Source organism: Paraburkholderia guartelaensis (genome assembly GCF_004353905.1).
GTDB classification, from domain to species: domain Bacteria; phylum Pseudomonadota; class Gammaproteobacteria; order Burkholderiales; family Burkholderiaceae; genus Paraburkholderia; species Paraburkholderia guartelaensis.
Genome location: NZ_SMOD01000009.1, coordinates 56911 through 81837, shown reverse-complemented (window position 1 = coordinate 81837; position 24927 = coordinate 56911). Strand labels below are relative to the sequence as shown.

Annotated in this window: 22 protein-coding genes; 13 read left to right on the top strand and 9 right to left on the bottom strand. The window is 65.8% G+C overall.

The window, feature by feature from the left end:
• Nucleotides 1-48: 48 nt before the first annotated feature.
• The 4 genes from E1N52_RS13730 to mnmC all read right to left on the bottom strand — a co-directional run bounded on the left by E1N52_RS13730 (nt 49) and on the right by mnmC (nt 6787).
• Nucleotides 49-687: a MarR family winged helix-turn-helix transcriptional regulator gene (locus tag E1N52_RS13730; protein WP_042266031.1), complete on the bottom strand. Its 639-nt coding sequence runs from the start codon at nt 685-687 to the stop codon at nt 49-51.
• A gap of 807 nt (nt 688-1494) precedes the next feature.
• Nucleotides 1495-2610 (bottom strand): YbdK family carboxylate-amine ligase, encoded by a 1116-nt coding sequence (locus E1N52_RS13725; RefSeq protein WP_133183326.1) that lies wholly within the window; start codon nt 2608-2610, stop codon nt 1495-1497.
• Nucleotides 2611-2665: 55 nt separating this feature from the next.
• Nucleotides 2666-3871: a cation:proton antiporter gene (locus E1N52_RS13720; RefSeq protein WP_133183325.1), complete on the bottom strand. Its 1206-nt coding sequence runs from the start codon at nt 3869-3871 to the stop codon at nt 2666-2668.
• Between the two features lie 939 nt (nt 3872-4810).
• On the bottom strand, nt 4811-6787 hold the full coding sequence (mnmC, locus tag E1N52_RS13715; protein WP_133183324.1) for a bifunctional tRNA (5-methylaminomethyl-2-thiouridine)(34)-methyltransferase MnmC2/FAD-dependent 5-carboxymethylaminomethyl-2-thiouridine(34) oxidoreductase MnmC1: 1977 nt from the start codon (nt 6785-6787) through the stop codon (nt 4811-4813).
• Nucleotides 6788-7250: 463 nt separating this feature from the next.
• Here mnmC and E1N52_RS13710 point away from each other — a divergent pair, with 463 nt between their 5' ends.
• Nucleotides 7251-7529 carry an HU family DNA-binding protein gene (locus tag E1N52_RS13710; protein ID WP_027815965.1) on the top strand — a complete coding sequence of 93 codons (279 nt, stop codon included), beginning with the start codon at nt 7251-7253 and terminating at the stop codon, nt 7527-7529.
• Nucleotides 7530-7662: 133 nt separating this feature from the next.
• Here E1N52_RS13710 and E1N52_RS13705 read toward each other — a convergent pair whose 3' ends face one another.
• Complete coding sequence (locus E1N52_RS13705; RefSeq protein ID WP_133183323.1) at nt 7663-8994, bottom strand: GTP-binding protein; 1332 nt, start codon at nt 8992-8994, stop codon at nt 7663-7665.
• A gap of 175 nt (nt 8995-9169) precedes the next feature.
• Complete coding sequence (locus E1N52_RS13700; protein WP_133183322.1) at nt 9170-9616, bottom strand: lytic transglycosylase domain-containing protein; 447 nt, start codon at nt 9614-9616, stop codon at nt 9170-9172.
• Between the two features lie 543 nt (nt 9617-10159).
• On the opposite strand from E1N52_RS13700, the gene gspD reads away from it, so the two are divergent.
• The 3 genes from gspD to gspF all read left to right on the top strand — a co-directional run bounded on the left by gspD (nt 10160) and on the right by gspF (nt 15277).
• Nucleotides 10160-12496 (top strand): type II secretion system secretin GspD, encoded by a 2337-nt coding sequence (gspD, locus tag E1N52_RS13695; RefSeq protein WP_133183321.1) that lies wholly within the window; start codon nt 10160-10162, stop codon nt 12494-12496.
• Nucleotides 12493-13989 carry a type II secretion system ATPase GspE gene (gene gspE, locus E1N52_RS13690; RefSeq protein ID WP_133183320.1) on the top strand — a complete coding sequence of 499 codons (1497 nt, stop codon included), beginning with the start codon at nt 12493-12495 and terminating at the stop codon, nt 13987-13989. The genes gspD and gspE overlap by 4 nt, the downstream gene beginning before the upstream one ends.
• A gap of 70 nt (nt 13990-14059) precedes the next feature.
• Nucleotides 14060-15277: a type II secretion system inner membrane protein GspF gene (gene gspF / locus E1N52_RS13685; RefSeq protein ID WP_133183319.1), complete on the top strand. Its 1218-nt coding sequence runs from the start codon at nt 14060-14062 to the stop codon at nt 15275-15277.
• Between the two features lie 45 nt (nt 15278-15322).
• On the opposite strand, the gene E1N52_RS13680 is transcribed toward gspF, so the two are convergent.
• Nucleotides 15323-15736 (bottom strand): general secretion pathway protein GspC, encoded by a 414-nt coding sequence (locus E1N52_RS13680; RefSeq protein ID WP_133183318.1) that lies wholly within the window; start codon nt 15734-15736, stop codon nt 15323-15325.
• A gap of 211 nt (nt 15737-15947) precedes the next feature.
• On the opposite strand from E1N52_RS13680, the gene gspG reads away from it, so the two are divergent.
• From gspG to E1N52_RS13640, 8 genes are read left to right on the top strand one after another with little or no spacing between them, the layout of a single operon-like run.
• Nucleotides 15948-16412 (top strand): type II secretion system major pseudopilin GspG, encoded by a 465-nt coding sequence (gene gspG / locus E1N52_RS13675; protein ID WP_133183317.1) that lies wholly within the window; start codon nt 15948-15950, stop codon nt 16410-16412.
• 21 nt (nt 16413-16433) lie between these two features.
• On the top strand, nt 16434-16940 hold the full coding sequence (locus E1N52_RS13670) for a GspH/FimT family pseudopilin (RefSeq protein WP_133183316.1): 507 nt from the start codon (nt 16434-16436) through the stop codon (nt 16938-16940).
• A gap of 13 nt (nt 16941-16953) precedes the next feature.
• Complete coding sequence (gspI, locus tag E1N52_RS13665) at nt 16954-17382, top strand: type II secretion system minor pseudopilin GspI (protein ID WP_281282666.1); 429 nt, start codon at nt 16954-16956, stop codon at nt 17380-17382.
• Nucleotides 17360-18043, top strand: a complete 684-nt coding sequence (locus tag E1N52_RS13660) for a PulJ/GspJ family protein (protein ID WP_133183314.1) — start codon at nt 17360-17362, stop codon at nt 18041-18043. Before gspI ends, E1N52_RS13660 begins: the two co-directional genes overlap by 23 nt.
• Nucleotides 18040-19170: a type II secretion system minor pseudopilin GspK gene (gene gspK / locus E1N52_RS13655; protein WP_133183313.1), complete on the top strand. Its 1131-nt coding sequence runs from the start codon at nt 18040-18042 to the stop codon at nt 19168-19170. Before E1N52_RS13660 ends, gspK begins: the two co-directional genes overlap by 4 nt.
• Nucleotides 19171-19204: 34 nt before the next feature.
• Nucleotides 19205-20590 (top strand): type II secretion system protein GspL, encoded by a 1386-nt coding sequence (gspL, locus tag E1N52_RS13650; RefSeq protein WP_133183312.1) that lies wholly within the window; start codon nt 19205-19207, stop codon nt 20588-20590.
• An 11-nt stretch (nt 20591-20601) separates the two neighbouring features.
• Nucleotides 20602-21105 carry a type II secretion system protein M gene (locus E1N52_RS13645; protein WP_246089063.1) on the top strand — a complete coding sequence of 168 codons (504 nt, stop codon included), beginning with the start codon at nt 20602-20604 and terminating at the stop codon, nt 21103-21105.
• A gap of 56 nt (nt 21106-21161) precedes the next feature.
• The gene (locus tag E1N52_RS13640) at nt 21162-21941 is read left to right on the top strand and encodes a type II secretion system protein N (RefSeq protein WP_133183310.1); all 780 of its coding nucleotides are present in this window, start codon (nt 21162-21164) and stop codon (nt 21939-21941) included.
• A gap of 45 nt (nt 21942-21986) precedes the next feature.
• On the opposite strand, the gene E1N52_RS13635 is transcribed toward E1N52_RS13640, so the two are convergent.
• Nucleotides 21987-23573, bottom strand: a complete 1587-nt coding sequence (locus tag E1N52_RS13635; RefSeq protein WP_133183309.1) for an efflux transporter outer membrane subunit — start codon at nt 23571-23573, stop codon at nt 21987-21989.
• Nucleotides 23574-23734: 161 nt separating this feature from the next.
• On the bottom strand, nt 23735-24064 hold the full coding sequence (locus tag E1N52_RS13630; protein WP_133183308.1) for a hypothetical protein: 330 nt from the start codon (nt 24062-24064) through the stop codon (nt 23735-23737).
• 228 nt (nt 24065-24292) lie between these two features.
• Between E1N52_RS13630 and E1N52_RS13625 the strand changes: the two genes are divergently transcribed.
• On the top strand, nt 24293-24817 hold the full coding sequence (locus E1N52_RS13625) for a MarR family winged helix-turn-helix transcriptional regulator (protein ID WP_133183307.1): 525 nt from the start codon (nt 24293-24295) through the stop codon (nt 24815-24817).
• Nucleotides 24818-24927 lie beyond the last annotated feature (110 nt).

Genomic DNA, 24927 nt, shown 5'->3' with positions numbered 1-24927 from the left:
TACATGCATGACGCGCGCCGCCCGCATTGGGGCGGCGCAGCTTCGGCCTTAAACCGCGAAGATCTTCCAGTTCTTCTTCTGGGTCGTCACGTCGGCCTGTTCGTAGACCGAGCAATCGAGACGCAGATCCGTGTCAGCCATGTCGATGTTCAGAAGCTGGCAGTGATGCGGCGTCTTCTTCGGGTTCTTGCTCGGCTCGAAATGCGAGCAGGTCAGGCACATGCGGTGCTGCGGGCTGGTTTCCTGCGATTCGAGCAGATAAACCGTCTTGAGCAGCGTGCGATAAAGCGTGGACTGCTCGTCCGCCTTCAGCGTGCCGACCGCCTTCGACAGGAAGTCGGGCCACTGCGAGGCCTTCTTCGCCGCCGTGCGGCCGCGCGACGTGAGACGCACCGCGAGAGCGCGGCCGTCGTCGAGCGCACGGCGCTTTTCGACGAGCCCCTTCGTTTCGAGCGTGCTCACCGCATCGCTGGTGGTTGCGGCCGTGAGGGCCGTTTCACGCGCGATCTCGCCGAGGCGCATCGGCCCCTTACGCTGCATCAGCAGCACGAGAATTTCGCCCTGGGTAGGCGTGAGTCCTGCCCCTTCGGCCCAGTCCCACGCCTGGCTCCGCATTGCCGTGCTAAGTCGCAGCAGGCTATGGGTCACCCGCCCGGCTGCCTGCTCTCCGTATACGCCTTCGCTCATAGTCTTTCGCTGGTTATTGGCAGCTTGCGCTGCATCGTCAGCCGCCGCTTTGACCGACGGCCTGTGGGAACGCTGGCGCCCGGTTTCCCGAACGCCGCACCATCTCAAAAAATTCCTGCTTCGCGTACGCCGTGCGTATGCGTTGCACTGTCATGTTTCTTGCCGCAGGCCCCGGAAACATCCTTCAAGTCCCGACGCCAGTGCAGCAAACCGACATTCTATGCGAGAGCGGCAAATCGCACAGCTAACTTATCCAACGTGAATTGTGGATAACCCGTTGATAAGCAGGCTATTACCATGTGCACAGGTTCTTGACGGCTCGCAATCGTCGGCCCATGACTCATGCAGGTTATCGCGGATTTCTGTCTCAAACGCAACTGGAATCTGCCCGGCTGTGGCTAACCAATCATTACGTAGTCCATTGAGTTTGCAGGGAAATCGAAGGTTACCCACAGCGGTGCGGGCCACCTGTCCATGAATATGGACCATGACGGGACCCAGGTCAAAAAAATTAAGAACCCCCAGGTACCTCGAAGCCGGCAAAAAAATTTTTTCCGCCTCGAAAAAAGTGGCGCGCGGAACCAACGCGACCCGTTTTTGGCCTGCCGTTCACCCGCTGTTCACCCGCTTGTCGGCCGCATCTCACCCGCCTCTCGGCCGCCTGCTGCCCATTTTCCGGCCCCCGAAAGCACTAAGGGCAGCCCGAAAGCTGCCCTTGCATCCTGTTTTGCCGGCGCGGGGCGCTTCTGGCACCCCGCGAAAATCGGTCAGTGGTCCTGTACGTCCGCCGGCTCCCCTCGATTCCCGTCAGGCGCGCCAGCGCAGGCACTGCTGGCGCACGGCCTCGTGCAGCGATTTTTCTTCGGCCACCACGCTGCGCAGCCAGCTGGCGTCGTTGTTCTGCGCGCGGGCGATCGTGCCGATTTCGGTGAGTGCGCGCGTCGAGCCGAGCACCTCGCCGTGCGGGGCGATCCGGTCCAGCGTTTCGAGGATGTCTTCGGAAATCGTGCGGCGCTCGCCCGTTTGCGGATTCACGCAGGTGCCGGCCAGGCCGAAGCGGCACGCCTGGAAGCGGTTGAACGTGTACACGAGGTAGTCGTCCTCGAGCGGCGCGATCGGCCGGTCGGTGAGCAGATGGCGCGCGAGCGTCTGGATGTAGCAGGCGATCGCGGCGGCGCGCTCCACCGAAAGCGGCGTGTCCATCACGCGCACCTCGATCGTGCCGAAGCCGGGTTTCGGGCGGATGTCCCAGTAGAAGTCTTTCATGCTGTTGACAACGCCAGTGTGCACCATCTTCGAGAAGTACTCCTTGAACTCCTCCCAGCTCAGCACGAACGGCGCGCGGCCCGAAAGCGGAAACGCGAACACGGAATTCAGTCGTGCCGAATGAAATCCGGTGTCCACGCCCTGCACATACGGCGACGAGGCCGAGAGCGCGATGAAGTGCGGGATGAAGCGCGAAAGGGAGTGCAGCAGGAAGAGCGCGCTGTCCGCATCCGGGCAGCCGATGTGCACGTGCTGGCCGAACACGGTGAATTGCTTTGCCAGGTAGCCGTACAGCTCGGACAGATACTGAAAGCGCGGCGTATCGACGATGCGCCGGTCGCTCCATTGCTGGAACGCGTGGGTACCGCCGCCGCACAGACCGACATTGAGACGATCGGCCGCGGCGACGAGCGTGTCGCGAATCTTGCGCAGATCGGCCACAGCCTGCTCGTGATTCGTGCAGATGCCGGTGGAGAGTTCGATCATGCTTTCGGTGATTTCGGGCGTGATATTGCCCGGAATCTCCTGATCTTTGACGAGGCGCATGAGGTCGCTACCCGCCTTGGTCAGATCGTAGTCGTGCGTGTTGACGATCTGCATTTCGAGTTCGATGCCGAACGTGAACGGCTTCGAATCGACAAACGTTTCAAGTGACATGGCGTTTCCTGTCGGGGCGTCGCGCGCAAGCCGCCGGCCGCGCGCGACGCGAGATTCATTTTTCGCCGCGTTCGCCGACGAGCGCAAGCGCGCGATAGACCACCCAGGGTCCGAAGAGCTGCAGCACGACGATCGAGCAAAGAATGATCGCGCGCAGGCGCGGATCGAACGTCGGATAAAGCTCGTAGGTGTCCTCGACGAGCAGCAGCGCGAGCGCCGACATGGGCGTCAAGGCGAGGCCGAGTGCCACACCCTGCTTCCAGTGCAGCCCGCTCGGCTTGGCGAATATCAGCACGCCGACGAGCTTGGCCACGAGACGTGCGACGATCAGCCCCGCTGCTGCCGCCCCGCCCACGAGAATGTCGTGCCACTCGAAGGTGGTGAGCGTGAGCACGAACAGAATCACCGTAAGCAGCCATCCGGCCGTGCCGAAATGCTGCGGCCACAACTGCGGACGCGGCTCCAGATTCTTCACGATAATGCCCGCGGCAAGCAGGCTCAGGATCGTCGAGAGCTTGAGCAGGTGCGCAATGGCGATCGCCAGCAGCACGAGGCCGAAGAGCGCGACGAACGAGTGCTCGTCCTGCGGGCTCAGCCGACGGTAAAACAGCGTGCACGCGCGGGCGAGCACGAACGCGAGAACCAGCGAGCCGATCAGCAGATAAAGCGGCTGAAGGATCGTCGCGAACACGTTGCCGTACATTTCCTGATGCAGCCAGGTCGAGGCGAGCTTCTCCACGATCACCGCGTACATGCTGTTCAGCGCCGTGAGCGTGAGCAGGCGCTGCGTGACCTGGCCTTCTGCGCGCAGCTCGGTCTTGAGCTGGATAACCATCGCAGGCGACGTCGCCATGGCGATCGCCGACACGACGAGTGCGATCATCGTCGGCACGGACAGGAACAGCAGCACCGCGAGTACGAGCACGAAGGTGAGCGAGGACTCGGCAAGACTCGAAAGGATGAGCCAGGGATTGCGGCGGATCCAGCGCAAGTCGAGACGGCTGCCCAGTTCGAACAGCAGCAGGCCGAGCGCGACGTCGAGCAGCGGCCGCGCGGCCGTGCCGACATCGGCGTCGATCACGCCAAACCCGGCCGATCCGGCAATGAGCCCGATCACTCCGTAGCCCGAGATCCGCGGCAAACGCCACGCCCGATAACAAAGCTCGCCGCACAAACCGGCGGCGAGCAGTGCGAGTCCGGCCCAGAAAATACCGTCGAGCTGCAACGGCCAGGCGGGAAAAAATGAAAACGCCGACTTCATCGTGGTGGCTTCTCCTTGGCAACAACATCTTGCGTGGGATCGAATCCGGCTGTCCGACGTTAGATCGACATACGACTGGCTAACAGGCAAGCCGCGTGCCGCACGAGGCGAACGACACCTCTACTCCCCGTCTATCTGCCTGCTTGCTCTGCGCCTGGCCCTGCGCCAACCGATGCAGCCGGCTGGCCCGACGATATGACGATTGGGCGAGCTGGCGCGAATATGCGCTTCATGCGGCGAGTGCGGGCAAACAGTGCGGCAACGCTGCGGCAAAGCAGTACGCCGGCACATGACGGTGCGGCGAACAGCCGGTACGGGCGCCTTGCGTGTGGTATGGCTGCGCCCGCGTTGGATGAACGAACGCTGCCTTCTACCCTGAGCACTCAGATTCAGGATGAGGGGCAACCGTTCCTTGGATGCGTCGACCGTCTGATGCGGCATTTGACGCGGAAAGAACGGCGATTGTGCCATAGCTTTTTTGCAATTGCCCCACCTGATCGAAAGCATCGACAAAGACGGTAATAGCGTCCTCATTGTGCGCTTTTGGCGACGTATGCGGAAAAAATGACCGCATCGGCAGGCGCCTTTCGTCAGGAGTTTTCAAGCGTCGGTTGGGTCGTGCTTGCCGGCAGCGATGGCGCTAGCTTGGGGTTTACTGTTTACCGTATGTATACGTAGTAGAAGTTAACAAGGGCCTGGGTTTCCTGTGGATAACCGGGGTTTACCGAAAGGAATCCGCGAGTTGGCGCTCGCACAACCGCGCGCAAAGCATGTGCGGTCGAGGCGCACTTCCAAGAGTAACTTTTGGACCTGGAACGGGGTGTGCTGAGTTACCCCGTTTACGTCCACACCGGTTCCACACTCGATTCGCTGGCAATTCGCGCGGTTATCCACAGATTTGCGTGGATAACCTGGGCGGCTTTCTTCCGTGCTCCGCGCTCAAAGACTGCGCTGGCGCAAGGCGCGCTGCAGGAAGCGCGCCGGATCGAGCTGGTCCGCAAGTTCCCGCTCCAGCGGCCACGGCTCGCCTTCCAGCTGCGACGCGATCAGCTCTGCTCCGAGTCCCGCCCATACGAGTCCGCGCGAGCCAAACGCATAGGCACCATAGAGGCCGCTTGCGCGCGGCAGGTCGAGCGGCCATGCGCCGGCCAGACGCTGGGCGTCGCGGCGGGCGGCATCTTCGTCGGCGAGCGGGCCGAGCATCGGCATGCGATCGCTGGTGACGCAGCGGAACGCTACGCGGCCCGCGAAATCGCGCTCGCTGCGGGCCGCGGCAAGCTCAGGGAGCATGTGCGCGACGCGTTCGATGTTCTCGGTATGGCCGGCAGCGCGCAGCGCATCATCGGCGTCGTCGACTTCGTAGGTGGCGCCCGCGAGCGTGACGCCGCCGTCGAGCGGCACCGCATAGCCCTCGCCGATCACGGGTACACGCAGATTCGCGAGCGGGCTGGGATCGACGAGCGTGAGCTGGCCGCGCACGATGCGCGTGGGCGCATGCGCGAGCGCGGCGGCCCGAGAGGCGTCCTGGGCGTTGGCGAAGATCACCGCGGCTGCCCGGGCGACGAGCTGTCCGGCATCGTCGAACACTTGCCACTCGCCGGATTCGGCTTCGCCGGCGCGTGCGATGTGACCGATACGCACACCGAAACGTGTCTCGACCTGCGCGCCGGGCAACGCCGCGGCGAAGGCGCATTGGGCGCGGCAGAGCGTCGCCGGGTCGATCGCACCGCCCTGCGGATAGAACCACCCGTTCTGATTGAGCGCGACGCCAGCCAGCGCCTGCGCTTGCTCGCGTGTGACGGCGCTCACGAATTCTTCGGGATAGCCGAACGATTCCAGTGCGGCGGCGACGGCGCGCGATTCGTCATCGGTGTCGAGATGCAGCAAACCGGCGTGCGAGCGCCTGGGCGCATGGCCGGCGGCTTCGAGCGCGGCCCAGCGTTGCAGCGCGTAGAGAAAGCCCGCACGCGTGATGCGCGACGCGCTGCTGTCGTCGCGGGAAATCAGCGGATGAAACACGCCGGCCGGATTGCCCGATGCCTCGAGCGCGGGCGCGGCGTTGCGTTCGATGAGCGTCACGCGCCAGCCGCGCACGGCCAGCCGCTCGACGAGCGCACAGCCGGCGAGTCCCGCTCCCACGACGACGGCGTGCCGCTCGCGCAGCGCAAGCGGCTGCGGCGGCTCGTAGCGGCGCACGCGCCAGCGCGGCGCGAAGCGGCCGACCAGCATCGCCCACTTGCCGTTGAAGCCTTCCACCTTGTGATATTCGAAGCCGTTTTGCTCCAGCGCGCGCTTGACGTCCCCCGAACTGCTCCAGGTCGCGAAGGTGGCGTCGTCGCCGGCAATGCGTACCAGCGCCTTGAAAATGGCCGGCGACCAGAGATCGGGATTCTTCGCCGGAGCGAAGCCGTCGAGGTAGATCGCATCCGCGCGCATCCACATTTTGGGAAATACCTCGATCGCATCACCGAAAACGAGCGTGAGCGTGACGCGCCCGCCTTCGAATTCCAGGCGGTGCATGCCCGGCACGAGCATCGGCCAGGCGCTCACGAGTTCGCGTGCGAGCGGCGCTTCGCGTGCGTGCGCAACGACTGCGTCGAGTGCGCTTTTCAGGTCGTTGCGCGCGAACGGATGTTTTTCCACCGAAACGAAATGGAGGCGTTCGCAGCGCGCGGGGTCGTCGCGCCATGCCGACCAGGTCGCGAGAAAGTTCACGCCCATGCCGAAGCCGGTTTCGACAACGGTGAAGATGCGCCGGTCTTGCCAGCGCTGCGGCAGCGCGTTGCCTTTCAGAAAGACGGCTTCGGCCTGTGCGAACGCGCCGGCAGTGCTGTGATAAACGTCGCCATAGATGGGCGAAAACGGCGTGCCGTCTTCCCGAAAAGCGAGCGTGGCGGGTGTCAGGGTGGCGGTCATGAGGAACGCTAAGCCAGAGATGAGGAGAAAACGGGCAAGCAGCGAGGCTGGAAATGGCGCGTGGCGAAGGGGGATCGCGTCGCCGCAAACGCTTGCCGGACCGGCGTTTGCGCGCATGCTGCGTTGGCGCGGCGCAACGCGTGCCGCGGGAAAAACGTCGCAGGCGGGGGGATTTGCGGGGGTGGACACCCCAAAAAGCTCTGCAAGCTCCAAAAAACCCGCATTTCCAGCGCGAAATCTTCGAAACCCTTGTCGTTATTGGGTTTGCGCTGCGCTATCATAGCAAGCGCCGCCCAGGGAAGCGGCAGCACGGACGTTGCGGCATCAGACACACGCTAGCCGCCGCAACGCGAAAACGCCGGGGTGCTCCGGGTCCGTCGCTGCTCGACGGCGCGGCACGCGTCCGTATAATCGGCGCGTTCGCGCTGTTCGTGTCAACCTAAACACAGAAAGGAACTTCTCAATGAATAAACAGGAACTGATCGACGCCGTCGCAGCACAGACGGGCGCTAGCAAGGCACAAACCGGCGAGACGCTGGACACGCTCCTCGAAGTGGTCAAGAAGGCTGTGTCGAAGGGTGACGCGGTTCAGCTGATCGGCTTCGGCAGCTTCGGTTCGGGCAAGCGCGCAGCCCGTACGGGCCGCAACCCGAAGACCGGCGAAACCATCAAGATTCCCGCTGCCAAGACCGTCAAGTTCACGGCTGGCAAGGCGTTCAAGGACGCCGTCAACAAGCGCTAAGGCATTGCCGCTTTAAGTTGACACCCGCCCCTGGCGGGTTTTTTTTCGCCTGCGCGGTTCATGCATCGCCGGCGCAAAAACAAACGGCGCCGCATTTTTGCGGCGCCGTTCTTCGTTGAGTGCGACGTTCAGGTTAGTGAGGACGGTGGACGATTTCGTCGTGATCGCCGTGATCATGGTCGTGATCGTCGTCGTCGAGTTCCCAGGACGGAAACGGGTCGGCGTAGCCCAGCCAGGCTTCGGGGCCTGCCGCGTATTCGGCATCGGTGAGAAGGCACGCATCGAGCTTCGCGCGCCATGCGTCGCGCTCGAGATCCACGCCGATCATCACCAGCTCCTGGCGGCGGTCGCCGACGCTCGGGTCGTCGAGATCGCCTTGCCAGTCGGCGGCGATTTCCTTTTCGAGTTCGGCATCCTGCGGCCATTCCTCGCGCGGCAGCGCTGCCCACCACGTGCCCGCGGGACCGTGACGACACACGCCGCCTGCCTGCGAGAGCGTGCCCGTCACGTCGTTGCGCGTGGCGAGCCAGAAGAAGCCCTTCGAGCGCAGCACGCCCTTCCACTCCTGGTTGAGCAGCGCCCAGAAGCGCTCCGGATGAAACGGGCGGCGCGCGCGATAGACGAAGTTGCTGATGCCGTACTCGTCGGCTTCGCTGCGCGGCGCATGCGTATGCGCCGGATCGTGGCAATGCGCCGGGTCATCGCAATGGTCATGATCGTGCAGCGAGGCGAGCCAGCCGGGCGCGCTCGACGCGGCATCGAAATCGAAGCGGCCGGTGTTAATCACTTCCTCTAGCGGCACGTTGCCGAAGCGGCTCACCACCTGCACCGCGCGCGGATTGATGCGCGCGAGGATGTGCTGCAGGCGTGCGAGTTCGTCGTCGCTCACGAGGTCGGCCTTGTTGAGCACGAGCACGTCGCAGAACTCCACCTGATCGACGAGCAGTTCCACGATCGCGCGGTCGTCTTCCTCGCTCGCTGCTACGCCGCGCTGTGCAAGCTGGTCGGCGCTCGCGTAGTCGCGCAGAAAGTTGAATGCGTCGACGACAGTGACCATCGTGTCGAGACGCGCGTATTCATCGAGCGCGATGCCGTCATCGCCGGCGAACGTGAAGGTTTCCGCGATCGGCATCGGCTCGGCTACGCCGGTCGATTCGATCACGATGGCGTCGAAGCGTTGGCCGGCGCGCGCCGGGTCGGCGAGTCGCTGGATCTCGGTGAGCAGGTCGTCGCGCAGCGTGCAGCAAATGCAGCCATTCGACATTTCGACCACGCGCTCTTCCACGCGCGAGAGCGCCGAGGCGTCGCGCACGAGCGCGGCGTCGATGTTCACGGAGGCGAGGTCGTTGACGATCACCGCCACGCGCAGGCCCGCGCGGTTCGACAGGATATGGTTGAGCAGCGTGGTCTTGCCCGCGCCCAGAAAACCCGAGAGCACGGTGACGGGCAGTGGCGGCTGGTTCATCGCAGTTGTGGTGCAGAAAGTGAGTCGGGAGGCGCGCCGCGCGAAAGGATCGAAATCCTCGTAAGGGTGCAGCGCAAGCCAGCATTTTGCACCATGCACGCGCGCCGCGCAGGGCAAGCGTGCCCCCGCTTTCAGGGCGCGAGCACGCCGTGAGCACTCAACGCGCTCAAGCGCGCTACTGCATGAGATGCCACTTGCGCAGAATATCGGCGATTTGCTGGGCGTACTGGTCGCGCAGCGTTGGCGTTTCGGAATGGTAAGCGCCGACGGCAGCCCACGTGTTGCCGTACTTGTTCATCTTCTGACGCAGATGCCACGCGGCGATATAGACGTTCTTGCACGGCTCCATGAGCGTGCTTTGCGAAATGCCGTACTGCGAGAGTACGGGCAGATGCACCGAATTGATCTGCATGACGCCGTAGTCGATCGAACCGTTCGCATTCCTGTGTACTGCGTCGGGACGGTTGTGCGACTCCTGCCAGGCAATGGCGCGCAGGATCAGCGGATTGACCTTCTGGTAGCGCGCGGCCTCGTCGAAACAGTCCGCGTGCGCGAGCGTGCTGACGCTCGCGGTGACGAGCACCACGGCGGCGGCAAGCGTAGCGGACCAGACGTTTTGCATGGCGACTCGCGCGGAAGCTGACAAAAAGGCAAACAACAAGACAAGCAAAGAGACGAACGGCACAGCCTGCAGAATGACGCAATCTCTCGCTGGGCGGCCTGATTTCTGGCGCGCAATGCGGGAATTCCCACATAAAGACGGGGGGAAACGCGCGTTGGCCATCCCTCGGGCCGCTCGTATGATACCGGTCACTGATGACGCGTCAAGCTGGCTGCACAGACAAGGCGCAGCGCTTCGCGCCAATCGAAGTCCGCGCGCTCCCACTCGCGAGGCACGCATACTTACAAACAGCTTGTGATTACCGGCTGGCGCGGCTTGGCGATTAGAAGAATTCCCCGGAGAGCTATTTTTTGTGACAAATTCGACATGAAAAACTGCTACTGTTCCACCTTTGTTGACTAACGGACGTCCGGGCTGAGGAGAGCCGGCGCCGGCACTAGTCAGAAAAGCACAGGCGAGTCGGCCCCACAGCCGTACGTCGAGGACGAATAGCCGCGCGCGTCTGCCGCTGGCTTCGATAAGACACCCATGAGAAGAAATCGTATGGCTTTGCGTCGCGTCGCCACGGCGCTGCTCGTGAGCGGACTCATTACGGCACAACTTGCCTATGCGCAGGTCACGCTCAATTTCGTCAACGCCGACATCGACCAGGTGGCGAAGGCAATTGGCGCCGCCACCGGCAAAACGATCATCGTCGATCCCCGCGTGAAGGGGCAGCTCAATCTCGTCTCCGAGAACCCTGTGCCTGAAGACCAGGCGCTCAAGACCCTGCAGTCGGCGCTGCGTATGCAAGGCTTCGCGCTCGTGCAGGATCACGGCGTCCTGAAGGTCGTGCCGGAGGCCGACGCCAAGTTGCAGGGCGTGCCGACCTACGTGGGCAATGCGCCGACCGCGCGTGGCGACCAGGTGGTAACCCAGGTGTTCACGCTCAGACACGAGTCGGCGAACAACCTGCTGCCGGTGCTGCGCCCGCTCATCTCGCCGAACAACACCATTGCCGCCTACCCGGCCAACAACACGCTCATCGTGACCGACTATGCGGACAACGTGCGCCGCATCGCCTCGATCATCGCGGGTGTGGACTCGGCCGCCGGTCAGCAGGTGCAGGTGGTGCCGCTGCACAACGCGAATGCGCTCGACATCGCCCCGCAAATCGCGAAGATGCTCGACCCGGGCGCGATCGGCGCTTCGGACCCGTCGCTGAAGGTCTCGGTCATCGCCGACCCGCGCACCAACGCGCTGATGCTGCGCGCCTCGAACGCGCAACGCCTCGCCTCCGCGGTCCAGCTCTCGAAGCAGCTCGACGCGCCGACCAGCATGCCGGGCAACATTCACGTCGTGCCGCTGCGCAATGCCGACGCAACGACCCTCGCGAAGACGCTGCGCGGCATGCTCGGCAAGGGCGGCAACGATACGTCGTCGTCCGGCAACGCGAACGGCTTCAACCAGGCCGGCAACAGCGGCGGCGGCGGCAGCATGTCGACCGGCACTTCCGGCACGCCGCCGCTGCCGTCGAGCTCGCTCAGCGGCGGCACGTCGTCGGGCAGTTCGCTCGGCGGGGGCAGTTCATACGGCAGCGGCGGTGGCGGCAGCAACGAAGCCCCGTTCCTCGGCAGCGACAAGGACAAGGGCGACGAGAACCAGCCGGGCGGCATGATCCAGGCCGATGCGGCGACCAACTCGCTCATCATCACGGCACCGGATGCGGTGTACCGCAACCTGCGCGCCGTGATCAACCAGCTCGATGCGCGCCGCGCGCAGGTCTATATCGAAGCGCTGATCGTCGAGCTGAACTCGACCACCAACGCCAACCTGGGCATTCAGTGGCAGGTCGCGAGCGGCAACGTCTACGCGGGCACCAATCTGGCCACCGGCACCGGCAACAGCATCGTCAACCTGACGGCGGCCGCGGCGGCAGCCGCCAGTACCGGCGGCCTTGCCAACGCGCTCGGGGCTTCCAACCTCCAGCAGGGCCTGAATGTCGGCTGGATCAAGAACATCTTCGGCGTGCAGGGGCTTGGCGCGTTGCTGCAGGCGCTCTCGCAAACGGCCGACGCCAACGTGCTGTCCACGCCTAACCTCATCACGCTCGACAACCAGGAAGCGAAGATCGTCGTCGGTACGAACGTGCCGATCCAGACGGGTTCGTATTCGAACCTCACGAGCGGCACGGCGAGCACGGCGTTCAACACCTACGATCGTGTGGACGTGGGCCTGACGCTGCACATCAAGCCGCAGATCACCGACGGCGGCATCCTGAAGCTGCAGCTGTACACGGAAGACTCGGCCATCGTGACGGGCACGACCAACGCGACGACCAATCCGGCCGGCCCTGAATTCACCAAGCGTTCGATCCAGTCGACCGTGCTGGCCGACAACGGCGAGATCATCGTGCTCGGCGGCCTGATGCAGGACAACTACCAGGTCGCCAACAGCAAGGTGCCGCTCCTCGGCGACATTCCGTGGATCGGCCAGCTGTTCCGCTCCGAAAACAAGACGCGCGAGAAGACCAACCTGATGGTCTTCCTGCGTCCGGTGATCATCAACGACCGCGACACGGCGCAGGCAGTCACGTCGAATCGCTATGACTATATCCAGGGCGTGACGGGCGCATACAAGTCCGACAACAACCTGATCAAGGATCGCGACGACCCGGTTGTGCCGCCGATGCCGGTCGGCCCGAGCCAGGGCGGATCCGTGCTGAACCTGTTCGATCTCGACCAGATGCGGCGTCAGCAGGCGCTGGGCGTGCAGCCCGCCGCGCCCGCAAATCCGGCAAGCGCCGTGCAAATGCAGCCTGCCGCACCCGTGCAGACGGCGCCGGTTGAAACGACGCCGGTGCAACAGGCGGCGCCGACCACGACGCGGGTGCAGCCGTGAGCACGCCTCACGCGCCTGCGGTGACTGGCGGTGCGGACCGCGAGCCGCCCTCGCCGCTTGCCGCGCGCCTCGTGCCGTATGGCTTTGCGCGCAGCGGCCAGATTCTGGTCGCCCAGCAGCGCGCCGAAGGCCTCGAAGTGTGGATCAGCGAGCGGACCTCGCAGGCCGCCATCGCCGAGGTTGCGCGCAACTTCGGCGCGTTCGCGCTCGTGCGTGTGCCGGCCGACGAACTCGCGCAGGCCATCAACCAGGCGTATGCGCGCCAGGACGGCAGTGCCGCGCAGGTGGTGGGCGAAGTGGAAGGCGAAGTCGATCTCTCGCGCCTCATGCAGGACATTCCCGAAGTGGAAGACCTGCTGGAGTCCGAAGACGACGCGCCGATCATTCGCATGATCAACGCCCTGCTCACGCAAGCCGCGCGCGAGCAGGCATCGGATATTCATATCGAGCCGTTCGAGAACGCCTCGGTCGTGCGCTTTCGCGTTGACGGCACGCTGCGCGATGTCGTGCGCCCGAAGAAGGCGCTGCATGGCGCGCTGATCTCGCGTATCAAGATCATGGCGCAGCTCGACATCGCCGAGAAACGCCTGCCGCAGGACGGCCGTATCACGCTGCGCGTGGGCGGACGTCCGGTGGACGTGCGCGTTTCCACGCTGCCCACGGGCCACGGCGAGCGCGCGGTGCTGCGTCTGCTCGAAAAAGACGCGCAGCGCCTGAACCTCGAAGCGCTCGGCATGGCCGGCGACACGCTCGGCAAGTTCGACCAGCTGATCGCGAAGCCGCACGGCATCGTGCTCGTGACGGGCCCGACGGGCTCGGGCAAGACGACCACGCTCTACGCGTCGATGTCGCGGCTCGAAACGGCCACGACCAACATCATGACCGTGGAAGACCCGATCGAGTACGACCTCTCGGGCATCGGGCAAACGCAGGTGAACGAGCGCATCGGCATGACGTTTGCGCGCGCGTTGCGCTCGATCCTGCGTCAGGACCCGGACATCATCATGATCGGTGAAATCCGCGACCTCGAAACCGCGCAGATCGCCGTGCAGGCGTCGCTCACGGGCCACCTCGTGCTCGCCACGCTCCATACCAACGACGCCGCCTCGGCGGTGACGCGTCTGACCGACATGGGCGTCGAGCCGTATCTGCTCGCGTCGTCTTTGCTCGGCGTGCTCGCGCAGCGCCTCGTGCGCCAGCTCTGCCCCGTGTGCAAGGAAGAACGCGTGGAAGACGACGGCAGAAAGCGCTGGCATCCAGTGGGTTGCGATCGTTGCGGCCATTCCGGCTACGCGGGTCGGCGCGGCGTGTACGAACTGCTGCTCATCGACGAGCCGATTCGCGCGCTCATCCACCGCAACGCCGCCGATGCGGAGATCTTCGAGGCCGGCCGCGCACAAGGCATGCGCACGCTGCGTGAAGACGGCGAGCGCTGGGTCGAAGCGGGCAGGACGTCGCTCGAGGAAGTGCTGCGCGTGACGGGCGGCGCGTAATGCGCCGCACGACGGGCCGCACGATGAACCACCAGATGGACGCTCAATAAAAGCGAGGGCGATCAGTAACATGCCGGCATTTCGCTTCGAAGCCATCGACGCCACGGGCAAACCGCAAAAAGGCGTGCTCGACGCCGACAGTGCACGCGGTGCGCGCGCGCTGCTGCGCGGCCAGGGCCTCACGCCGCTCGTGGTCGAACCCGCCGCGAGCCGCACGCGCGGCGCGCGCCAGCAAAGGCTCGCGCTCGGGCGCAAGCTCTCGCAGCGCGAGCAGGCGATCCTCACGCGCCAGCTCGCGAGCCTGCTGGTGGCGGGCCTGCCGCTCGGCGAGGCGCTTGCGGTGCTCACCGAGCAGTCCGAGCGCGACTACATCCGCGAACTGATGGCAGCCATTCGCGCCGAGGTGCTCGGCGGCCATTCGCTCGCCAGCGCCCTCGAGCAGCATCCGCGCGACTTCCCGGACATCTACCGCGCGCTCGTGGCCGCGGGCGAGCACACCGGCAAGCTCGGCATCGTGCTGTCGCGTCTGGCCGACTACATCGAGCAGCGCAACGCGCTCAAGCAGAAGATCGTGCTCGCCTTCACGTACCCGACGATCGTCACGATCATCGCGTTCGGCATCGTCACGTTCCTGCTCAGCTATGTGGTGCCGCAAGTGGTGAACGTGTTTGCGAGCACGAAACAGCAACTGCCCTTGCTCACCATCGTGATGATGGCGCTCTCGGGGTTCGTGCGGCAGTGGTGGTGGGCGGTGCTGATCGCCGTGGCCGTGGTGGCGTGGATCGTGCGCTCGACCTTGCGCCGGCCCGGCCCGCGTCTCGCATTCGACCGCTGGATGTTGACCGCGCCGCTCGCGGGCAAGCTCGTGCGCGGCTACAACACGGTGCGCTTTGCGAGCACGCTCGGCATTCTGAGCGCGGCGGGCGTGCCGATCCTGCGCGCGCTGCAGGCGGCCGGCGAAACGCTCTCGAACAAGGCAATGCGCACGAATATCGACGACGCCATCGTGCGTGTGCGCGAAGGCACGTCGCTGTCTCGGGCGCTGGGCAACACGAAGACGTTTCCGCCCGTGCTCGTGCACCTGATCCGCTCGGGCGAGGCGACCGGCGACGTGACGACCATGCTCGACCGCGCGGCCGAAGGCGAAGCACGCGAACTCGAGCGCCGCACGATGTTCCTCACGAGCCTGCTGGAGCCGCTCCTGATTCTGGCGATGGGGGGCGTGGTGCTCGTGATCGTGCTCGCGGTGATGCTGCCGATCATCGAGTTGAACAACCTCGTGCAGTAAGGCGTACGAACTGCACGAAGTCGCAGGAAACCGAACGCGCGGAACTCAGCGCACGTAGATGGTGGGACCGGCTGCGTTGGGCGGCAGGAAGATTTCGGAGTGCACGCCGTGGCGGTCGATGACGATCGAGCGGGGGCGCACTTCGAAGAGCTTCGAGTTCTGGTCGATCGGGCCGCCGAGCGAGATCGCCCGCGGCGGTTCACCGCCGACGCTCACGATGGCCGCTGCGCCCTGCGCGAGCGCGAGGATGCCGAACAGGTGAATGTCCTGCACGGGATTGCGCTCGAGTCTGCCGCCGAACAGCGTGCCGGCCTGGTCGAGCGAAACCGGCGCCCGAGCCGCGGCGGCCTGCACCGGCGCCGCGCGGTTCGTGGCCAGGGTGATCGTCCACCACGTGGCCGTGGCGCAGAACACCGCAAACGCGGCGAGGGAAAGTAGGCGGATTTGCAGTGGGTTCATGCGCTCATTGTACGAAGGTTTAGGAAATTTTTGATGTACGCGTTTGCCATGCCCGCAAGGCGTCGGAAAGGCGTCATCGTGTGACATTACAATGACCCGTCATGCGTGCGAGGACCGGGCCGATACAAGCGGCGGGTTCGATCGCAAGCGGGACGAAGCGCGGCGCACAGGCGTGCACCGCAACCATATCTAGCGAGGGAGGAAAGAACTCATGTCCATGTGGGCCAAACGCCGTGCCGAAATCGAAGTCACGCGCGCGCGCCGCCAACGCGGCTTCACGCTCATCGAAATCATGGTCGTGATCGCGATTCTCGGCATTCTGGCCGCGCTGATCGTGCCGAAGATCATGAGCCGTCCCGATGAAGCGCGCCGCGTCGCCGCGCGCCAGGACATCGGCACGATCATGCAGGCGATGAAACTCTATCGCCTCGACAACGGCCGCTATCCGACCCAGGACCAGGGTCTGCAGGCACTCGTGCAAAAGCCGACCACTGACCCCGTGCCGAACAACTGGAAGGACGGCGGCTATCTGGAGCGTCTGCCCAACGACCCGTGGGGTAACGCGTACCAGTACCTGAACCCCGGCGTGCATGGCGAGATCGACGTATTCAGTTACGGCGCCGACGGCAAACCGGGCGGCGAAGGCAACGACGCCGACATCGGGTCCTGGCAGTAAGTCATCCGCCACGCCGCATCCATGCAACCGAGCCGCCTTTCCCCCAGCCGGGACCGCCGATCGTCACGCACCTCGCGCGCGGCGGGCTTCACGCTGCTCGAAATGCTCGTGGTGCTGCTGATCGCGGGGATTCTCATCTCGCTCGCATCGCTCACGCTCACGCGCAATCCGCGCACCGACCTGAACGAAGAAGCGCAGCGGCTCGCGCTCCTGTTCGAATCGGCGGGCGACGAGGCGCAGGTGCGTGCCCGGCCCATTGCATGGCAGCCGCTCGCGGGCGGGTTCCGCTTCGACGTCCATACCGAGGACGGCTGGCGTCCGCTGCGCGACGATCTGCTCGGACCGCGCCAGTGGGAAGGCGGCGTGACCGGCGTGGCGATCACCTATCCCGGCGGCGACGACACGCAGGCTAACCGGCTCATTTTCGGCACCGAAGCGGTGGACGTGCCGGTGCAGGTCACGCTTTTCTCGGCAGCCGGGCGCGCGACGATCGTCGGCACCGGCACTGGCCGCTTCGAGGTGCGCTGAGATGCGGCTCTCGATGCGTGGGGGAAAGCGCGGACACAGCGCTCGCCTGAATCGTGCAACTCGCCCGTTGCGCGAGCGCGGCTTCACGATGATCGAAGTATTGGTTGCGCTCGCAATCATCGCGATCGCGCTGGCCGCTTCGCTGCGCGCCGTGGGCAGTCTCGCCGCAAGCGAGGCCGATCTGCACGATCGCCTGCTCGCGGGCTGGAGTGCGGACAACACGCTTGCGCAACTGCGTCTCGTGCACGCGTGGCCGGACCTTGGCGACAGCAGCTTCGACTGCTCGCAGGGCAATCTGCGGCTGACCTGCACACAGCATGTCGCGACGACGCCCAATCCCGTCTTCCGGCGCGTGGAGGTGTCGGTGACGACGCCCGGCCGTTCCGGCAATCTCGCGCAACTCGTCACGGTGCTCGCCAATGAGACGAACCGCTCGTTGTGACCGCGCGCGCGCCGCCTCGTCAGCGCGCGGCTTCACGCTGATCGAGCTGCTCGTGGCGATCGCCATCATGGCCGTGGTGGCGATCCTCTCGTGGCGCGGCCTCGACGAAATTGTGCGCGGACGCGAAACCATCACGCGCTCGATGGCAGAGGAACGCGTATTCGCGCAGATGTTCGACCAGATGCGCATCGACTTGCGCGAAGCGACTTCCGACGACGAAGCGGACGGCGTCGCCATCTCGCTCGACGGCGGCGCGCTGCAGATCGTGCGCGCGTTCGCGGTGCCGCCGGGCGCGGCGCCGCGCCTGCAGGTGGTGCGTTACCGCGTGTCGGGCGGCCAGGTGGTGCGCTATGCGTCGCCACCGCTCGCCAATCTCGGCGAACTTCGGCGCGCTTTGCGCGGCGGTGAAGGCGACAACTGGGGCGCATTGCCGATGATGAGCGGCGTGGACGTCATCAACGCGCGACTGTATGTGCCGAAGACGGGCTGGACCGCGAACATGCAGGACGTGCGCTCGCAGGTGAGCGGCAACAACAATGATCTCAAGGTGCCGCAACTCGGCAATGCGCCGCTGCCGCGCGCGGTGACGGGCGTGCGGGTGAGCGTGGGTTCGCATTCGCTCGAGCAGCCGGTGACCCGCGTATTTCTGGTGGGGGAATGACGTTGCGCACACAACGAACTTCCACCCGACAATCAAGACGATCCAGCCGTTCTGCACGCGCACGGCGCGGCGCGGCGATCATCAGCGCGCTGCTCGTCGTGGCGCTTTCGGCGATTCTCGTCTCGGGCATGTTGTGGCGCCAGCAGGTGCAGTTGCGGCGCATCGAAAATCAGCGGCTGCTCGCGCAGGCGCAGTGGATTGCGCGCGCGTCGCTCGACTGGACGCGTCTCGTGCTGCGCTCCGAAGCCGATACGTCGGCGGGTATCACGTATCTTGGCGGCGCGTGGGGCGTGCCGCTCGCGAGAACGCGCTTGTCCGACTTTCTCGGTCAGATCGGCGAGGCGCATGTGCAACAGGGCGCGGACACCTGGCTTTCGGGTTCGATCGAAGACGCTCAGTCGCGCTTCAATCTGCGCGATCTCGTGGCGTCCAACGCGCCGGGCTCGCTGCAGCTGAACCTCACGGAGATCGAAGCGTTCGCGCGTCTGTTGCAGATACTCGGCATCGACCAGCAACTCGCCAAGAACACCGCGGTGTATCTGCGCTCGGGCCTCGCCTACTCGGCAACGCGCTTCCAGACGCAAACCACCACGACGAGCGGCACCTCGCAAACCGAGGTGCTCGCAGGCGGCGGTTCGACTGGCGGCGGCAACTACACCGACAACCCCGGCCTCTCCGACTCCGACAACAACAGCGGCGTCGCGCCGCTCCTGATGACGAGCGTCGATTCGCTCCTCGACGTGCCCGGCTTCACGCCCGACGCCGTCGCGCGGTTGCGCCCGTTCGTGACGATCCTGCCCACCGTGACGCCCGTGAACATGAACACGGCGAGCGCCGAGGTGATTGCGTCCGTCGTGACGGGCATGAGTCTTTCGAACGCACAGGCCCTCGTCGCGCGTCGCCAGAGCGTGTTTTTCCGCAACGTGAGCGACGTGCAGCTCGCGCTCGAAGGCGTGGGCGTGAAGCAGGCCTCGATCGACACTTCGCAGATCGACGTCAACACGAGTTATTTTCTCGTCCATGGGCGCGTGCAGCACGAGCGCGCCGAGGTGGACCGCACGACACTTGTCTGGCGCGACCCGCTCACTCATACGACGCGCATCGTGCGCGTTAGCGACGAACCATGAATCCGTCCCCGACCAACATCGAAAAGAGGTGCGTTTGAGCACGCTGATCGTTCTCATGCCGCCCCGCGACCCGGCGGTCCACTCGCAGGAATGGCAGCTGCCGGAACTGCCGTTCGTGCTGCTCGACAAGACGGGCAACACGCAACGCGCGGGCCGTTCGGCGCTGGGGCTCCTGCCGAAGGCCTCGGCCACCATCCTCATGATCGCCGCGCGCGACCTGCTTACGCTCGCCGCCACGGTGCCGCCGCTCAAGGGGCCGCGGCTGCGTCAGGCGCTGCCGAACGTGGTCGAGGATCATCTGATCCAGGATGCGCAGACCTGCCATCTGGCGCTCGATCCCAAGCGCCTCGCCGACGGCCGCCAGGTCGTGGCGGCCATCGATCGCGGCTGGTTCCGCTTTCTGCTGGAAGGCTTCACCGCCGCGGGGCACCGCAATCTGCGCGCCGTGCCGGTCGCGCGCTGCCTGCCTGCTGCGCAGGCGGTGGAGGCGGTTCAAGAGGTTCCGGTGACTGAGCCCGCCGAGCCTGCAGAGCCGGGTGCAGCGCCCGCTGCCGCGGCTCCCGCCACGCCCGCGCCCGAACCCGTGACCGCGTGCGTGCTTGGCCACGTCGTTGCGACCGCGCCCACGCTGCTGCCCGGCGTCGCGCTCGAGCCCGCGGCCGCCACGGCGCAAGCGGCGCTCGAACTCGCGATCGTGCGCGGCGCGCTCGCCGAAGGCTTCGCGGTGCCTGCCGCGAGCGTCGCCGCCACCGTGACGGCGCTCGCCGGCGGTGCGCCGGTTTCGGGCTACGTCCTCACCAATCTGCCGGGCGAGCCCACGAGCGCCGCCGCGCGCGCGTCGCTGGCCGCCGCGTTGCCGGGCGCGCAGACGCTCACGTTCGAGGCGCTCGCGCGCCGCGCGCTCGCCTGCCGCTTCGACCTCTGCCAGTTCGAGTTCGCCTCGCAGCCGTGGCGGCTCGACCGCGCGACGCTGCGCCGTCTGCGCGTGCCGATCGTGCTCGTGGCGGCGTCGCTCGTCGTGGCGGTCGTCGGCGCGAATATCCAGTGGCTCATGATGGCGCGCCAGCGCGACGCGATGAGCGCGCAGATGACCGAGCTGCTGCTGAACGCGTTCCCGAAGACGACCGTCGTGCTCGATCCCGCCGGGCAGATGGCGCGCCAGTTGCAGCAATTGCGCCTGGCCGCGGGCGAGCCTTCGCCCGACGACTTCCTCGCGCTTTCCGACGGCTTTGCGCGCTCGCTCGGTCCGGTGCCCGCGAACGGCATTGCGGCCCTCGACTATCACGACCGGCGTCTGGAAGTGACCTTCAAGCCAGGCGTCAACGTCGACGCCGATCTCGCGAAACGCCTCGCGGGCAACGGCCTCGCGGGCACGGCGGATGCCAGCACGGGCAAATGGACCATCAGGAGCGCATCGTGAAGACAACGGCTATGAGCGGCGCGTGGGCCGAGGCCTGGACGAACTTCTGGGAGGCGCGCACGACGCGCGAAAAGACGCTGCTCACGTGGGGTGGCGCGGTGCTTGCGCTGGCGATCGGTTGGTCGGTGCTGTGGCAGCCCGCCGCCGACGGCCGCGCGCATCTGCGTCAGAGCTTGCCCGGCATGCAGCGCGAGCTTGCGCAGATGACGGCCGAGGCCGACGAGGCGCGCTCGCTGGCAGGCGCTGCGGCGAGCGTGGCGCCGGGCGGCCAGGCGCTCAAGGATGCACTCACGGCCTCGCTCGCCGATCACGCGCTCACGGGCGCGCAGATTCAGCTGATCGGCACGACGGTGCAGGTGCAGATGAAGAACGTATCGTTTCCGGCGTGGGCCGCGTGGCTCGACGACGTGCGCAAGCAGTTCAAGGTGCAGGTGGTCGAGGCGCACATCACCGCGCTGAAGGCCGATGGCCAGGTCGACTTGACGGCCTCGCTGCAACCGGCGAATACGCATTAAAAAAGAAAAAACGCGCGCCAGGAAGCGCGCAATGAGAATCGCCGGAGAAATAAGCAATGAGTTACTGGATGCGGCGCCTGCGCGCCGCGTTGCCCTGGCTGATCGTGGGTATGCTGTCGAGCGGCGTCGTGCTGCTCGCCCGCCTGCCCGCGGCCTGGATCGCACCGCAGTTCGCGCGCGCGACCCAGGGGCACGTCAATCTGATCGACCCGGAAGGCTCGCTCTGGCACGGCTCCGCCACGCTGATGCTCGCCGCGGGTCAGGACGCACGCGGCGCGACGCTGCTGCCGGGGCGCATCGTCTGGCGTACGGCGTTCTGGCCGCTTTTCGTCGCGCGCGTACGCATGGAAATGCTGCAGACCGAGGCGATGCCCGACGCCGTCACGGTGGATGCGTCGCTACGCGGCGCGAACGTGAGCGCCGGCACGATCGACGTGCCGGCTTCGCTGCTCGCCGGTCTCGGCGCGCCCTTCAACACACTCGATCTGGGCGGCAAGGTGCGGCTCACGTGGAGCCCGTGGCGCGTGTTCGGCACGGATGCGTTCGGACGACTGACCGTCTCGCTCGCCGACATGAGCTCGCGCGTTTCGCTTGTGAAGCCGCTCGGCACGTATCAGGTGGTGTTGCAGGCGCAAGGAGCGACGTCGACACTCGATCTATCGACGCAAAAAGGACCGCTGATGCTTGAGGGGCGCGGTTCGTTCTCGCGTGCGTCGGCATCGTTTCAGGGCACCGCGAGCGCGGCGCCGGATCAGCGCGACAACCTGGCAGGCCTCTTGAATCTGCTGGGCCGGCCGGTTGGGCCGGGAACCGTCGCGCTGACTTTCATGCGCTGATGTTCGTAGTTTGAGCGTGCGCCCGCCCGCGCGGGCGCGTACGCTTTACTGCGGCTGGGCGGCTGCCGTAGCCGTAGTCGCTGCTTCCGGAGCCGAAGCCACTGCCGGCGCGGTCACGCTGCCGGTCTCGCGATTCATCTGCGAGGCATCCCAGCCGCCGCCCAGCGCCTTCACGAGCCCCACCGACGACACCATGCGCTGCCCGCCGATGCTCACGAGCTTCTGCTGCGCGGTAAAGGCCGTGGCCTGCGCGGAAAGCACGTTCTGGAAATCGGTCGTGCCCGCCTTGTACTCGTTCGTCACGATCGCGAGCGCATGCTGCGCCGACTCCACCGCCTGCTGCTGCACGACGACCTCTTGCCCGAGAATGCGCTGCGAAGCGAGGTTGTCCTCCACGTCCTGGAACGCGGACAGCACCGTTTGCCGGTAGGTGGCCACCTGCTGGTCGTAGGCGGCGCGCGCGGCCTCGGTCTGCGCCTTGCGCAGTCCGGCGTCGAAGATCGTGCCGGCAAGCGACGGCCCGAGCGTCCAGAAGCGCGAAGGCAGCTGCAACAGCTGCGACATCACCGAACTTTCGAAACCGCCGCTCGCGGAAAGCGTGAGCGTGGGGAAGTACGCCGCGATGGCGACGCCGATCTGCTCATTGGCCGACGCCGCCTTGCGCTCGGCCGAGGCGATGTCGGGCCGGCGCTCGAGCAGCGCCGAAGGCATGGCGAGCGGCACCGTGGGCGGCGTGGCGGCGAGTGGCGACGGCGGGATCGAGAACGTGGAGGCGGGCTGGCCGACCAGCACGGCGATCGCGTGCTCGTCCTGGGCGCGCGCCACGCCGTTGTCGATCGCGGACGCCTGAGCGGATTGCAGCTGGGTTTGCGCCTGGATCACGTCGGCGCGGCCCGCCACGCCCTGGGCGTACTGATTTTGCGTGAGCTGCAGCGACTTCTGGTACGCGACGACGGTGTCGTCGAGCAGCTTCTGCTGCGCGTCGAGCGAGCGCAACGTGAAGTAGGTCTGCGCGAGCGTGGCCTGGGCCGACAGACGCGCGTTCGCGAGATCCGCGGCGGCGCCCTGCTGGCTCGCCTCCTGCGAGCTGACCGTGCGGCTCACCTTGCCCCAGAGATCGGGTTCCCAGGTGGCGTCGAGCCCGAGGTTGACGTTGTTGTTGATGCTGCCGCTCGATAGTCCGCCGCTCGAGTTGGCCACGCGCGTGGGCGTGTACGAGCGCGTGCCGGCGAACGAGCCGCTGATCACGGGGAAGTACGCCGCCCGCGCCTCGCCCACGAGGGCACGCGCCTGGCGGTAGGCGGCGGCAGATTGCGCGACCGTCTGGTTGCTGGTGTTGAGCTGGTCCATCAGCGCATTGAGCTGCGCGTCGTCGTAGATGAGCCACCAGTCGCCGCGGTCGGCGGTATCGGCGGGTTGCGCGACCTTCCAGCCCTCAGGCGCTTCCTTGAACGAAGCGGGAACGGCGGCGCTGGGCCGGTGATAGTCGGGGCCGACGGCGCAGCCAGCCAACTGGAAGGTGAGCACGGCGGCCGCGCACAGCGCCAGCGTGGAAAGCGGTGTGGGCGCGCGGCGCGCCACGGACCCGGCGGATCCAGCGGTCGCGCCGGAGCGGACGAAACGGCAAGGCATGCAAGGATTCCTGTCGATGCAACCGGCGCGCGCTCGGGCGGCCGGGCGCGCACGGGGTTGTCGCGTTGCGGCAATGGTAGCGCACGCGCTAGTCACTGCACGGAATCCGAAAGCTTACGCGTTGGAAGGGTTCGCGGGTGTTACGGCGTGAGACGCGCAGGTTACGCGTCGTTACGGCGGCGCTTCGGTGCGCGGCAGGCGAGCTGGCCGCCGCCGCACGCGGGTGCATCCGCTGCCGGTGTTGCTGCCGTTGCGGCCGCGGGCGTGGCCGGTACGACAGCGCTTGCCGCAGCGGGTTCGGGCTGCGTGCGCCGACGCTGCGCCAACACCACGGCCACCACCGCGATCGAGCCGCCCGGCAGCGCGAACATGGCCGCATACAACGCGAGCTTGCGCCAGCGCGACGACTCACCGGCCTTCGCGAAAGCGTGGCGGGCGGTATCGGTGACGGAGCGGCCAAGGCCGCCAAGCGCGTTGATCAGGAACAGCATGATGCGGAATCGGGTGAACTTGGAAGAATGAAACTGGTTGCCTGTCATAATATTGACTATGCAATCAAATCACAACATACTTTGCAGCGCATCAATGCAACTGTTGTTTTTACGCGCCGATCGCGACGACAGAGGCAGTTGCGACCTGCTAGCTGATTTATCTGCCTGAGCAGCGAAGTAACCCGTTATAATCCGCTCGTTTTTTGAGATGCTGCAAAGCGAACTGCCATGAGCGACGGTCCTTTCGTTCCGGCCAGTCTGGGCGTCGAGCCAAGTCTCGGCTATTTCCTCTCGACCGCGCGCAACGTGCTGGCCGGGCGTATCGACCGTGCGGTCGCGCCGCTTGGACTCACATCGTCGCAGATCGGTGTGATCCTTTTATTGTGGTTCGAGCGCGCCAGCACACCGAACGAGATGTCGCGCGCGCTCTCGTACGACACCGGCTCCATGACGCGCATGCTCGACCGGCTGGAGAAGAAGGGCTTTCTCGAGCGGCAGCGCAGCCAGGCGGATCGCCGGGTTGTGGAACTCGCCTTGACGGATCAGGGTCGCAACGCGGCGCAGCAATTGCCCGACCTGATCGCCGCGGAGATGTCCGAGCAGTTGCGCGGCTTCGCCCCCGAAGAAGTCGCGACGCTCGTTCATTTGCTGCAGCGCTTCATCGCCAATGACGGCTCGACCACACCGCTCTGCGGATCGACGGATGGCGCCGGCAAAGACGCAGAAGCGCCGGCGCAGGAAGACGGCGACTAGCAATTCCACACGATGCGCCGCAGTGCAATACGCGGCGTAGTTTGATCGAATCACTGTCTGGGCAGAATATGCACAGACACAAAATAGCAAGCTACCGTGCGCTGCGCCCT